The organism is Sphaerisporangium sp. B11E5, assembly GCF_039871875.1.
Classification (GTDB): Bacteria; Actinomycetota; Actinomycetes; order Streptosporangiales; family Streptosporangiaceae; genus Sphaerisporangium.
Genome location: NZ_JBDPMD010000012.1, coordinates 118,843 through 130,971, shown reverse-complemented (window position 1 = coordinate 130,971; position 12,129 = coordinate 118,843). Strand labels below are relative to the sequence as shown.

Below are 12,129 nucleotides of genomic sequence, written 5' to 3'. Positions count from 1 at the left end.
GCGCGCCGACCGGAGGAAATCGTTTCAATGAGGAGCTCCCCCACCGCGAGGACCGTCCGCGCCGCGGCCGGACTCGCCATCCCCCTCGTTCTCGCCTTCAGCACGCTGCCCGCGCTCGCCGCGCCGAGCCCCACGCCGAGCCCGGTCGCCCCCGACCGGCTGCCGAGCACCGAGCAGAACGGCGTCGCGCTGCGGCGCATCGTCGTGCCCGGCCAGGACGGCATCGACAAGCTCAACGAGCTCGGCGTCGACCTCGCCGAGTACAAGAAGCCCGTGGACGGCGGCTTCGAGGTGCACGCCGTGCTCAGCCCGCAGGAGGCGGACGCCCTGAGCGCCCAGGGTTTCGACGTGCGCGGCACCATCTCCGACCAGTCGGACTACGCGGCCAACCAGGCCGAGCGCCGCTCGGCCATCAACTCGGCCGAGGCGGCGGAGGGCGAGACCGACACCCTCACCCCGCTGCGCGCCGAGTGGTTCACCAGCACCGACGACCAGCGCTTCCTGTCGGTCGAGGTGAAGTCCAGCGCGACCGACGCCGAGACCGTGCTCACCGCGACCTGGGACTCCGGCCGGGGCACCCCGCCGGACTCGGGCGGCACCGCCACCATGGCGCGCTTCACCGACGCCGGGCAGTACATGTACCACCGGTTCAACGCGCCGATCACCGTGGCCACGGCCCCCACCACGGTGACCGTCGCCAGCAGCAAGGGCGGGAAGATCACCGTCCCGGTGACCAAGTGGCTCGGCGAGCGCCGCAAGCCGCCGTCCCGGCACTACGTCTCGGACTTCGTGGACCACTACATGGACCCGACCGAGCTGACCGGGCGCATCACCAAACTGGCCAAGCAGTTCCCGAAGATCGCGGAGATCGTCGACCTGCCGAACAAGACCAACGGCTACCGCCGGGCCGCGCAGGCGCAGTTCGGCACCGCCGCGGCCGGCACGTTCTACGTCTCCTCCAAGGCCTACGGCCACGAGGGCGGCAACGACATCAGCGTCGCGCTGACCGCGCCCGCCGCGCCGTCCAGCCCGCTCACCGTCTCGGTGACCGGCAAGGACGTCACCGTCGGGCTCGCCACCGACGCCGCGGGCACGGTGACCAGCACCGCCGCCCAGGTGGTGGCCGCGCTCAACGGCGACGCCGCCGCCTCGGCGCTGCTCACCGCGAGCACCTACCGCGGCAACGCGGGCGCCGGCGTCGTCGCCGCCGCCCCGGCCACGCGGCTCACCGACAACCTCAAGGCCCCGGCGACGGTGTCGCGCGACCCGTTCCAGGTGAAGGCCCTGCGCATCGGCAAGACCAGGAACGGCTCCAGGACCGGCGTCTTCCTGTACTGCCAGGAGCACGCCCGCGAGTGGGTGACCCCGCTGGTCTGCCTGGAGACCGCCGAGCGGCTGCTGCGCAACTACGCCTTCGACCCCGCCACCCGCAAGCTGGTCGACGGGCTGGACATCTTCGTGATGCCGACGGTGAACCCCGACGGGGCGCACTACTCGTTCTACGACTTCAACGGGCAGCGCAAGAACATGACGAACCACTGCCCCGCGGCCACCGGCGACCCCGCGACCCGCAACTCCTGGGGGGTGGACCTGAACCGGAACTTCTCGGTCGGGTCGCTGTTCGACGGGTACAGCGGCGCGTCGACGAGCTGCACCAGCGGCACCTACGCCGGCCCCGCGGAACTGTCGGAGCCGGAAGCGCGCAACGAGGTGTGGCTGACGCAGCGGTTCCCGAACATCAAGTTCGCGATGAACACCCACTCCTACGGCGGCTACTTCATGTGGCCCCCCGGCGCGTACAAGGCGGCGGGACGTGAGCTGCTGCCGCGGGTGGACTTCGGCACCGAGAACTACTTCTGGGACGCCTCCAGCCACATCTTGTCCGCCGTGCAGTCCTGGCGCGGCACCGGCATCTGGCCCGGCCGCACCGGCCCCGTGCCGGACGTGCTGTACTCGGCGGCCGGCAACAGCGCCGACGAACACTGGTTCAGCCGCGGCATCATCGGCTGGGACTTCGAGGTCGGCGCCGACCTGTACAACCCCGCCACCGGCCAGTTCGACCCGGTCGGCTTCCAGCCGGACTTCTCCGAGGGCCACGAGGAGGCCATGGAGTTCGCCTCCGGCCAGATCGCCATCCTCGAGGTCGCCCAGGCCTTCGCCCAGGACCGCAAGTCCCCGAGGTCCGACCTGAAGGTGACGAGCCGCGCCGCCGGCAGCACCACCTTCACGTTCACCATCGACGAGCCCGCCAACCTGTACTACACGCTGGACGGCTCCCGTCCCACCCTCGGCTCCCCCAAGCTCACCGCCGCGGGCATGCGCGAGGGCACCCAGCACCTCACCGTCGACAAGACCACCGAGGTCCGCTGGTTCACGGTGGACCTCGCCGGCAACGTCGAACGGGACTACCGCCCCACCGGCCACAGCAACAACTACCGCAAGGAAAAGGTCGAGGTCCACAAGGCCTGACCCTCCTCGTCACCTCGGAGCGGCCCGCGGCCCCATGGTCCCCAGGACCATGGGGCCGCGGTGTGTCATCCGGTGCACTCCCCCGTCGTGTCCTCCGCCATCAGGGTCATCCGGCCGTGTGATTTACCACAGCCTTATCGACTTATCGGAAATGTCGGCCTATGACGGAGGACTCCTCTGACGCGCGCGTGAAAGCATGGCCGTTCGCGATCCCGGGTCAGGTGGCGTTCGCCGGACTGGTCGTGTATCTGCTGACTCGGTCGGCGATCGACTCGCTGCCACCGGGCGCGCGGGAGGCGGCGTACGGCGGCGGGGCGGCGCGTGCGATCGTCCCGTTTCTCGTCCTCACGGTTCTGTTCTGGCCTGTGGCGCTGTTGCTGCGACGCGGGTCGGACCGCGCGGTGACCGGTGGGCTACTCCTCATGGGAGTGCTCACGCTGCCGTATCTCGGGATGCTGGCCCAGACGGGCCTCGCGGGAGAGCACTCGCTCTCGCGGCACGGCGACCTCCCGGTCCCTGAGTGGTACGTGCCGGCGCGCGCGGCGGCGGCCGGCGGCGCGGCCGTGGTGTACGTCGTCAGCCTGCACCTGTTCGCCCGGCCGACGACCCTACGGCCCCGGCCGGCCCCCTGGCCGGTGCCGCCGATCCTGGCCCACCTGTCCCTGATCGGGCTGAGCGTCACGGGGCTCGGCTTCGTCGCCGTGAGCCAGGCGGGCCCGATCGCGCGGGAGAGGGAACGGGCCGACGGGGAGGGACACTACGCCGCGTGGGGTTTCTACCTGGACCAGGCCGCCGCGACCGCCCGAGGGTACGCCGTCATGTTCGCGCTGGTCGCGGTGGCCGCACCGGCGCTGGCGGCGGTCACATGGCGCTTCGGTGTCTCGGCGCCTCTGCTGGCCGGGCTGGGCGTGCTGACGCCCCCCTTCCTCGTGCTCATGATCGCCATGTCCGCGGCCACACCGTTCACCCTCAGCGGCGCCTCCGGCGAGCCCGTCCCCGACGTCCTGTCCTCCGGGCCGGAGTGGTACCAGCCCGCCGTCGTCACCCACAGCGTCCTCGGCGCCACCGCCTACGTCGCGATCCTGGCACTGCTGCTCAGGGGCGCCCCACACACAGGAGCTCGTCACGGAGAGCCATGAAGCCTCACGGTGAGCACGAGGCCTGACCTTCCGCCCTTCACGTCCCCGCCGGGCCGGCGGGGGCGGGGCTCGCGTGTTCACCGGCACTTCCCCACGAACGGCGGGCATCGTCAACCACTCGGCGTTCCACGCCAACGACTTGTCAGGTCGCGGGCGGCAGACTGCCAGGCAGGCATTGGGACGGCGCTCCGGCGCCCACACCGAAACGGGGGAATGACGCTATGTCGCGGAAAATCGGCACGTTGAGGGGTTTGACGGGAATCGCCGGGATGGCGCTGGCCGCGTCCTTGGTCACGGCCGGTTCGGTGCACGCGGCTTCGTGGTGGAGTGACCCGAACTCCTGCTCCGGGGCCGCGACCGCAGTGTCGCGTGTCGTCTCCGGCCGCACGGTCCAGGTGCGTTACGGCACCTGCGGCGGCGTGCAGCACGGCTGGGGCCGCATCCTGAACTACGCCTCCTCGGACGGCATCCGTTTCGAGGTGGACCTCAACGGCGACCGCAGCGCGGACGCGTGGTCCTTCTACAGGGCCGGGACCCGCAACTACACCAGCGGGTACCCGACCAGTTCGAGCGCGGACCGCGCATTCCGCGCCTGCTATGAGAGCGGTTCCACCAAGTCCTGCACGGCCTGGTGGTGACCGTCCTCGGCGAGCCCTCCGGACGCTCCGTGTCTCGCCAGGGCCACCGGTGACTCGTGCCCACCTCTCGTCGTACCCGGCGGGAGGTGGGCGTCGCCGCGTCCGGACCCTGCGCCGTCGTCCCACGGCCGTCCCAGCAGGCCACGGGCCGCGCAGCCCAGGGGCGATCCGGGCGTCCCCCCGTCCCGTCACGGGGATGCCCGCTTGCCGCGACGGGGGTCGCGTTGCGAGCGTTCGGTCGTCCCGGGGCGTGTACGCACGGCCCGCGGGAGTCTGTCGACGGCGGGGCACCGTCGAAGGGGGCTTCGCCGAGGGACATTCCATCGGCGTGGAGGGGGCATCGTGATCGTGAGGGACGTGACGACGGGTCATCTGCCGGCGGCGGAGCGGTTCGACTTCTGGCGGGAGGCGGCGGCGGACATGCTGATCCCCAGCATGCTGGACAGCGACCACTCCGATGACTTCCAGGCGCGGCTGCGGCTGCTCGACCTCGGGGACGTGCGGGTCTCGGTGTTGCGGTACCCGCCGCTGGAGACCTGCCGGCCGGCGAGCCTGGTGCGGCGGTCCGATCCCGAGGGGTACCAGTTCATGCTGACGCTGCGGGGCGGGCACCGGCTCGTGCACGGCGGTGCCGACGTGACGAGCCGGGAGGGGCGGTTCCTGTTGTCCGACACCTCACGGCCATGGCAGGGGTGGGCGTCGGGTGAGGACGGCGTGGTTGAGGGGATCATGGTGCAGGTGCCGAGGGCGGTGCTGCCGTTGCCTGCCGGTGCCGTCCGCCGGCTGACGGGTGTGCCGCTGTGCGGGCGCACGGGGTTCGGCGCGCTGCTGGGCGGCTGTCTCAGGCACATGGCGGCCGCCGCCCGTTCCCTCACGCCGGCGGACGGGCCGCACCTGGCCGGGCTCACGGTGCAGTTGCTGACCGCGTTGTGCACCCACCACCTCGGGCGCCCGGCGCGGGCGTGCCCCGGCACCGCCCTGTTCCTGCGGGCCCGCGCGCACATCGAGGCGCACCTCGGCGACCCCGGGCTGACCCCCGCGACGCTCGCCGCCGCCTGCCAGGTGTCCGTCCGTCACCTGCACCGCCTCTTCCGGGACCAGGGCGTGACGGTCGCCGCCTGGGTGCGGCACCGGCGCCTGGAGTCCTGCCGCCGCGACCTCGCCGACCCCGCCCTGAACCACCGGTACGTCCACGCCATCGCCGCCCGCCGCGGTCTTCCCGACCCGGCGGCGTTCAGCCGCGCCTTCCGCGCCGCGTACGGCATGTCTCCCCGCGACTACCGCCGGTTCGCACAGGAGGTCGTCGCTGATGGTGAGCAGACCGTAACGTTGAGGGTCATTGACCGGGCGGTCAATCAGGGATGAATGTCGAGGTCCACGACACCTTCGATGTGTTGGGAGGGGTATCTGATGGATCTCACCAAGTCTTTGGCGGACGTCGTCGCGTTCGTCGCGGGGCTGGTGGCGGTGCTCGCGGCGTTCTTCTGGGCGGGTGACGCCGGCGAAGCCACCCAGCCTCTGCTGGTGCTCGGCACGCTGTTGCTGGTCTCCGGCCTCTGGGGACTGCTCGGGGCGGGCGGCGCGAGCTCCTGGGTCACCGCCGCGTTCGGGGCGCTGCTCGTGGTGTCGCCCTGGGCGTTCGGGTTCGACGGCACCGCCGCGGCGGCCTGGACGGCGTGGCTCACCGGGGCCGTGACCGTTATCGTCGGGCTGTGGACGGCCCTCCAGACCCGCGCCGGGACCCCGACGCGCGTGTGACAGAACCCGCCGCGCGGTCCCGGGCCGCCCGCGGGCGACCCGGGACCGACGCCGCCGAGGACGACGCCACCTCCTCCGAGACCACCACTGCCCACGGCGGCGGCTCCGGCGGCTCCGGCGACCCCGGTGGCGGTACCGACGCGCGCACGCGCATCCTCGACGCCGCCGAGGAGTTGTTCGCGGGCGGCGGGTACGACGCCACGGCCACAGCGGAGATCGCCAAGCGGGCGGGGGTGCCGAAAGGGCTGGTCTTCCACTACTTCCCCCGCAAGATCGACCTGCTCGTGGCGCTCATCCACGAGCGGACCGGCATCGAGGAGCTCGGCGACGGGCCGGTGGACGCCGTCCCCGGCGACCCGGCGGGCACCCTGGCCCGCCTGGCCCGGCGCGTCCCGCTGCGGGCCTCCCCCGCGATGCGGCGCATCCTGTTCCGCGAGGCCGACACCCACGGCCTGGTGCGCGACCGCCTCCGCCACCTCAACGCCGAGATCATCCGCCGCGCCGGTTTCGCCCTGGAACTCACCCTCCCCGGCAGCCGCGGCGACGCCGCCCGCCTGGAGGCCGCCGCCGCCACCTTCGCCGCCGTCCTCCTCTACCAGGAGAATCTCTGCACCCTCACCGGCCACCACATCGACCCCGACATGGTCGCCGACCTCATCGCCCGCGCCCTGACCTGAACACCGGACCGGCGCCGGAACCGCCGGCACCGCGCACCTCGCCCCGCCGGGTGGGGCTCGCGTGTCTCCCGGCCGGCACAGGTTCCCCAAGGTGCGATGTGCGCGCATCGTCATCACCGTGCGTGGACAGTCAAGACCGCGCCCTGACCCAGGAACACCGGGACCGCGCCGATCACCGGCCGGCGCCCGCGAACCCCCCGGACGGGCGGCGTCGACCCCGCTCCGGCCGGGGTCGGCAGCGGGCCGCGTGTGCAACTTTCACCGTCCCCGCGACGGCGTGCCACGCTGACCAGTCGGCGAGGACCTGCTGGCCCGCGGGCGCTGGCCCACGTGGCCCATCCGGCGCATGATCCCTGACAGACGGGACATTCAGCCGTTCCATTCGGGGGAGTCGATGCGACGACCGGTCACGAACATATGCCTGGCCCAGAGCCGGGCGGCCGGCCCTCTGCCGTCGTCGGCGCGCCCGGCGGCATCCGCTCCTCCCCACGCACCACGGCCGAGCCCGCCGGGATCCTGACCGCCCGACGAGAACCGCCCGACGAAAGAGGCGCCTCATGTCCTACACCCGTCCCCGCGGAGCCGCCCTGCGCGGCCTCCTGCTCGGCTTCTGCGCGGCCACCGCCGCCGTGCTCGCCCTGGGCTCCGGCCTGACACCCGCCTCAGGCGCCGTCCCCGCCCCTGCCGCCCCGGCCGTCCTCGCCGCGGCGGGCGCCGGTGCGGGTGCCGCCGACACCACGCCGCCCAGTGAGCCCGTCGGCCTGAGCCCCCGGAACGTCTACCTGAACGGCGTGGCCGGCCTCACCTGGACCCCGTCGACCGACGACGTCGCGGTCACCGGGTACGAGATCTTCGCCTGGTCGTACACATCCCCGGCGACCACCGCCTTCGAGCCCGTCCAGGCGTACGTCAACACGTTCAGCACCCATGTCAACGCCGACGTCCACGGCCTGACGCCCGGCCGCGCCTACCTGTTCTACGTCGTCGCGGTGGATGCCGCCGGCAACAGGAGCAAGCCGAGCCTCCTGGTCCAGCAAAGGGCCATGCGGGAACCCCCGCAGCCCAGCCCGACCCCCGGCCCGTCCAACCCCTCCGCCCCCTGGGACCTGCGCGTGGGCGGTGGCCCCGGCCCCGGCTACGTCACCCTGCTGTGGTCGTACCGCGACCAGACCCCCACGACCGTCTGGGTGCCCTTCGTCCGCTCCTCGACGGATTGGACCCGCGCGGGAGACAGCACACTCCCCCGCACCCTGGTGCGCCTCGGCACCGAGTCGTCCTACACGTTCCAGGTGGTCGCCCGCGACGACGTCGGCAACCTGAGCACCCCCTCCAACGCCGCCACCTGGACGGCCTCCACCTCCACCCCCACACCGGCCCCGGTGACCTGCGCGATCACCTACAACGCGAGGAGCTGGGCGAGCGGCTTCACCGCCGACATCACCCTCAAGAACACCGGAACCACTCCCGTGGACGGATGGCGCCTCGCCTTCGACTTCCCCACCACCACCCAGCACCTGACCATCGGCTGGTCCGCCACCTGGACCCAGTCCGCCGCAACCGTCACCGCCGCCAACGCCTCCTGGAACAGGACCATCGCGCCCGGCCAGTCCCTACGGGTCGGCTTCACCGGGACGCACACGGGGAACAACCCGTCTCCCGCGTCATTCACGCTGAACGGGGGCGCCTGCGCGGTGGGGTGACCGCGCGAGACGCCCCCTGACGTCCGGCGGGAGGGCGCTCAGTCCGGCACCGTGAAGGGCAGGCCGCCGAAGGGCGCGTGCGCGCGCCAGGTGCCCTTGTCGAGCCTGCCCAAGGTGTATCCGCTGTCCACCACCTGGGTCACGAAGTACCGGGCGATGACGCCGTACACCGCCTCGGTCGGGTGCGCGAGGTCACTGGTCGTGATGCGCCGCCGCATGTCCGGCGTCACCGGGTCCTGTTTCGGCGTCGGCGGGAGGCCCGGCGTGTAGAAGGGCCGCACCCCCTTGTCCTGCGCCTGCTTGGACAACTTCCACGTCTCCAGGTTCTCGCTGACGTAGTCCATCCACGCGCTCATCCGCACGAGGTGGACCCGAGCCGGGTCCGGCGCATGGTCACCGGCCGGCCACTTGTGCACGAGGCTCGCCAGCATCTCGTTGTAGCGCCGGATGACGGGCTCGATCGCTTTGGCCTGGGGGATCCACTGGGGGTCGCCCAGGCCCTCCATGAAGCGGATGGCGTTGTAAACGCTGGGCAGGTCGACCACCATGAAGTGGTGGCTGTCCTGCTCCCCGGGGAAACTGGAGTTGATCAGCTCGACCAGGGACCGGATCTCCGCCACGGCCGGGAAGACCCCGACGCCGTTCGCGAGTTCCTTCGGATACGTCTGGCTCCACGACAACCACGCCCCGAAGTCCGCCGTGGACGGCAGGTTCTTGTTCGAAGGGTCGTAGTCGGGCCGCACCACCGTGACGAAGTCGTTGAGCCCGACCCAGATGACGTGCAGCGTCTCCCCGGTGAACGCCCCCGACATGTGCCTGCGCTGCGCGAGGTAGTCCTCCACCTGCCCCCGGAGGTAGGTGAGAGCCCCGAACTTGGGCGACCAGTCGTTGGTGACGATCGCCCCTCCCATGGCGTAGTTGACGTACCTGATCTCCGGCAGGGCCTTGGTCTCCTTGGGCGGCGCCTTCATCGCCTTGAGGTACGCCTCCAGGTCCAACGGCGGCTTCGGCTCGACCGGCTTGTCCCACGACTCCACCCCGAGCACGGAATACCCCGTGAGGGTGCGATAGTTCGTGGACTTACTGATCGCCAGGTCCCGGTTCCCCCACATGAGCGTCTCGCCGGTCGCCCACTCGACGAGAAAGTCGGTCCAGTTCTTCCCGTCACTGAACCGGCCCGTCTCGTTCACGCGCATCGCCCGGAAGAGCCGGCCCAGCTCACCGGTGGGCCATAACCACTTGTTCCCGATGTCGGACATGCTGTCGCCAAGGATGACGACGTTCTTGATGTCTACCATTGTCTCCCCAAAGCCGGAGGAATGCTGCCGCCAAATGTTCCCGGTACACCTTAGGGGCGTGTGCCCGGCATCGGACAGAGGTTGGGCCCTTCCCAACAGTCCCCTCTATGAGCAAAAAGAGCATTTGATATCGGCATATCGATGTGATATCCCACCCCAGCCAGCTCGCCGTAAATTGATACTAATTGTCGGTCTAGCCCGCATTTATAGATAATTGCGAACTCCATGCAGATAAGGTGGAGTGATGGAAGACCTGAGTCATTTGTTCCGCCTGGCCGCCGACCACGCGGCCGGCTACCGGCGGTCGTTGCCCGACCGGCCGGTCGCGGTGCCGGTCGACCAGGACGCGCTGGACACCGCGTTCTCCGGCCCGTTGCCCTCCGCCCCCTCGCCACCGGAGCAGGTGCTGGCCGATCTGATCGGCGCCGCCGAGCCCGGCCTGGTCGCCAGCGCCGGCCCTCGGTACTTCGGCTTCGTGGCCGGCGGCGCCACCCCGGCGGCCACCGCGGCCGACATGCTCGCCACCGCGTGGGACCAGTTCGCCACCACCGCCGTCTCCTCCCCCGCCGCCATCGCCGCCGAGACCGCCGCGGGAGCCTGGCTGAAGGAACTGCTCGGCATCCCGCCGTCCGCGTCGACCGGTTTCGTCACCGGCTGCCAGGCCGCCAACACCGTCGGCCTGGCAGCCGCCAGGCACCAGGTGCTGGCCGACGCCGGCTGGGACGTGGAACGACGCGGCCTGCACGCAGCACCGGCCGTCCGCGTCGTCGCCGGCGAGGAACGGCACGCGACCATCGACCGCTCCCTGCGCCTGCTCGGCTTCGGATCCGACGTCGTGGAGCCCGTAGCCGCGCGACCTGACGGCGCCATGGACCCGGGTTCCCTGCGCGAGGTGCTGCGCGCCGGCTCCCCCGGCCCTCTCATCGTGTGCCTCCAGGCAGGCAACGTGAACACCGGCGCCTGCGACCCCCTCCGAGAGGCGGCCGACCTGGCCCACCGGCACGGCGGATGGGTCCACGTGGACGGCGCCTTCGGCCTGTGGGCCGCCGCCGCCCCCGCCACCCGCCACCTGGTGGACGGCGTGGACCTGGCCGACTCATGGGCCTGCGACGGCCACAAGTGGCTCAACGTGCCGTACGACTCGGCCTTCGCGTTCTGCGCGCATCCCGCCGCCCACGCCGCGGCGATGTCCTACACCGCCGCGTACCTGGCCGGCTCCGGCGGCACACCGGCCGGAGCCGCCCTCACCCCCGAGTCCTCCCGCCGGGCCCGCGGCTTCGCCGTCTGGGCCGCGTTGCGCGAACTCGGCCGCGACGGCGTCACGGCCTTGGTCGACCGCTGCTGCGCACTCGCCCGCCGCTTCGCCACCGGCCTCTCCGCCGCGGGCTTCGAGATCGCCAACGAGGTCGTCCTCAACCAGGTTCTCGTCGGCTTCGGCGACGACACCCGCACCGACCACGTGGTGAGGGCCGTCCAGGCCGACGGCACCTGCTGGACCGGCGCCACCACCTGGCGGGGCCGCCGTTACATGCGCATCTCCGTCTCCAACGCCACCACCACCGAGGCGGACGTCGACCGCTCCGTCACCGCCATCACCCGCCTCGCCGGCTGAGCCCCCGCGTCAGGTCCAGACGCGCGTCGCGTTCACCTTCTCCTTCGCACGCAGCGCGTCCGCCAGGTCGACGCCGGCGCGGTTGGCGATCGAAGCGAGGAAGATCAGGACGTCGGCGAGCTCGTCCCCGAGGGCCCCGGCCGTACTGCCGGGGTCCATCGGCAGGGCCAGGTGCTTGCGTACGGCCTTGCACACTCCCCCCGTCTCCTCGGCGAGCTTCAGCGTCTGCTCCAGGATCGTGCAGTCGGCGAACCCCCAGGTCTCCTCCACGGCCGCGACGTACGTCTGGATCTCACCCAGGGTCCGTGGCGTGCCCGGCAGTGGCTGCATGGCGTTCCCTGTGAGACGACTTGCGGGGTTGTCAGGTTACCCCTGACGCGGCTACCCTGCCGTCAGGAGTAACCTGACAAGGAGGCGTGGCATGGCCACCGGCAGTGTCGAAGACCTGCGTTGCTCGTTCTGCAGCAAGCACCGTGGCGAGGTCGGCAAACTCGTCGCGGGGCCCGGGGTCTACATCTGCGACCAGTGCGTCGACCTGGCCGGCGCCGTCATCGGCGAGCACCGCGACAAGACGGCCGACCCGCGCCTGCCGACGTGGGAGTCGCTGACCGACGAGCAGATGCTCGACCACATCCCCCGCGTCGCCGCCGTGGCCGACCAGGTCGAGACGGACCTGCGCTCGTGGGTCCAGGAGCTGCGGCGTCGCGGCGTGACCTGGGCCAAGATCGGCGAGGCGCTCGGCATGACCCGGCAGAGCGCGTGGGAACGGTTCTCCGGCGAGGAGTGAGATCCCCGTCCCCTCGCCGCGAACCTCGTCATCTGACGGAAGCGGCCCGAG

Annotated in this window: 11 protein-coding genes; 9 read left to right on the top strand and 2 right to left on the bottom strand. The window is 71.5% G+C overall.

Annotated elements, in window-relative coordinates; genetic code table 11:
- Window positions 1-27: 27 nt before the first annotated feature.
- From ABGB17_RS14720 to ABGB17_RS14690, 7 genes are all read left to right on the top strand, one after another.
- Complete coding sequence (locus ABGB17_RS14720) at window positions 28-2,469, top strand: M14 family metallopeptidase (RefSeq protein WP_347629583.1); 2,442 nt, start codon at window positions 28-30, stop codon at window positions 2,467-2,469.
- Window positions 2,470-2,657: 188 nt separating this feature from the next.
- Window positions 2,658-3,608, top strand: coding sequence for a hypothetical protein (locus ABGB17_RS14715; RefSeq protein ID WP_347629581.1), 951 nt, complete (start codon window positions 2,658-2,660; stop codon window positions 3,606-3,608).
- A 251-nt stretch (window positions 3,609-3,859) separates the two neighbouring features.
- Window positions 3,860-4,246, top strand: a complete 387-nt coding sequence (locus ABGB17_RS14710; protein ID WP_347629579.1) for a hypothetical protein — start codon at window positions 3,860-3,862, stop codon at window positions 4,244-4,246.
- Between the two features lie 357 nt (window positions 4,247-4,603).
- Entirely contained in the window at window positions 4,604-5,611 is a 1,008-nt protein-coding gene (locus ABGB17_RS14705) for a helix-turn-helix domain-containing protein (protein WP_347629577.1), read from the top strand.
- A gap of 45 nt (window positions 5,612-5,656) precedes the next feature.
- A complete protein-coding gene (locus ABGB17_RS14700) occupies window positions 5,657-6,004 on the top strand; it encodes an SPW repeat protein (protein WP_347629575.1) in 348 nt (115 codons plus the stop codon).
- Entirely contained in the window at window positions 5,959-6,681 is a 723-nt protein-coding gene (locus ABGB17_RS14695; RefSeq protein WP_347629573.1) for a helix-turn-helix domain-containing protein, read from the top strand. Before ABGB17_RS14700 ends, ABGB17_RS14695 begins: the two co-directional genes overlap by 46 nt.
- Before the next feature lie 557 nt (window positions 6,682-7,238).
- The gene (locus ABGB17_RS14690) at window positions 7,239-8,381 is read left to right on the top strand and encodes a cellulose binding domain-containing protein (RefSeq protein ID WP_347629571.1); all 1,143 of its coding nucleotides are present in this window, start codon (window positions 7,239-7,241) and stop codon (window positions 8,379-8,381) included.
- A gap of 38 nt (window positions 8,382-8,419) precedes the next feature.
- On the opposite strand, the gene ABGB17_RS14685 is transcribed toward ABGB17_RS14690, so the two are convergent.
- Window positions 8,420-9,679, bottom strand: a complete 1,260-nt coding sequence (locus tag ABGB17_RS14685; protein ID WP_347629568.1) for a hypothetical protein — start codon at window positions 9,677-9,679, stop codon at window positions 8,420-8,422.
- A 244-nt stretch (window positions 9,680-9,923) separates the two neighbouring features.
- Here ABGB17_RS14685 and ABGB17_RS14680 point away from each other — a divergent pair, with 244 nt between their 5' ends.
- Window positions 9,924-11,291 carry a pyridoxal-dependent decarboxylase gene (locus ABGB17_RS14680; protein ID WP_347629566.1) on the top strand — a complete coding sequence of 456 codons (1,368 nt, stop codon included), beginning with the start codon at window positions 9,924-9,926 and terminating at the stop codon, window positions 11,289-11,291.
- 9 nt (window positions 11,292-11,300) lie between these two features.
- Here ABGB17_RS14680 and ABGB17_RS14675 read toward each other — a convergent pair whose 3' ends face one another.
- On the bottom strand, window positions 11,301-11,621 hold the full coding sequence (locus ABGB17_RS14675; RefSeq protein WP_347629564.1) for a MazG nucleotide pyrophosphohydrolase domain-containing protein: 321 nt from the start codon (window positions 11,619-11,621) through the stop codon (window positions 11,301-11,303).
- A 91-nt stretch (window positions 11,622-11,712) separates the two neighbouring features.
- Here ABGB17_RS14675 and ABGB17_RS14670 point away from each other — a divergent pair, with 91 nt between their 5' ends.
- Window positions 11,713-12,078: a ClpX C4-type zinc finger protein gene (locus ABGB17_RS14670; protein ID WP_347629562.1), complete on the top strand. Its 366-nt coding sequence runs from the start codon at window positions 11,713-11,715 to the stop codon at window positions 12,076-12,078.
- Window positions 12,079-12,129 lie beyond the last annotated feature (51 nt).

Bases quoted from the DNA above. Each gene is read 5' to 3' on its own strand.
- ABGB17_RS14670 (WP_347629562.1), top strand. From the start codon at position 11,713: ATGGCCACCGGCAGTGTCGAAGACCTGCGTTGCTCGTTCTGCAGCAAG.
- ABGB17_RS14720 (WP_347629583.1), top strand. From the start codon at position 28: ATGAGGAGCTCCCCCACCGCGAGGACCGTCCGCGCCGCGGCCGGACTC.
- ABGB17_RS14700 (WP_347629575.1), top strand. From the start codon at position 5,657: ATGGATCTCACCAAGTCTTTGGCGGACGTCGTCGCGTTCGTCGCGGGG.
- ABGB17_RS14680 (WP_347629566.1), top strand. From the start codon at position 9,924: ATGGAAGACCTGAGTCATTTGTTCCGCCTGGCCGCCGACCACGCGGCC.
- ABGB17_RS14685 (WP_347629568.1), bottom strand. From the start codon at position 9,679: ATGGTAGACATCAAGAACGTCGTCATCCTTGGCGACAGCATGTCCGAC.
- ABGB17_RS14675 (WP_347629564.1), bottom strand. From the start codon at position 11,621: ATGCAGCCACTGCCGGGCACGCCACGGACCCTGGGTGAGATCCAGACG.
- ABGB17_RS14690 (WP_347629571.1), top strand. From the start codon at position 7,239: ATGTCCTACACCCGTCCCCGCGGAGCCGCCCTGCGCGGCCTCCTGCTC.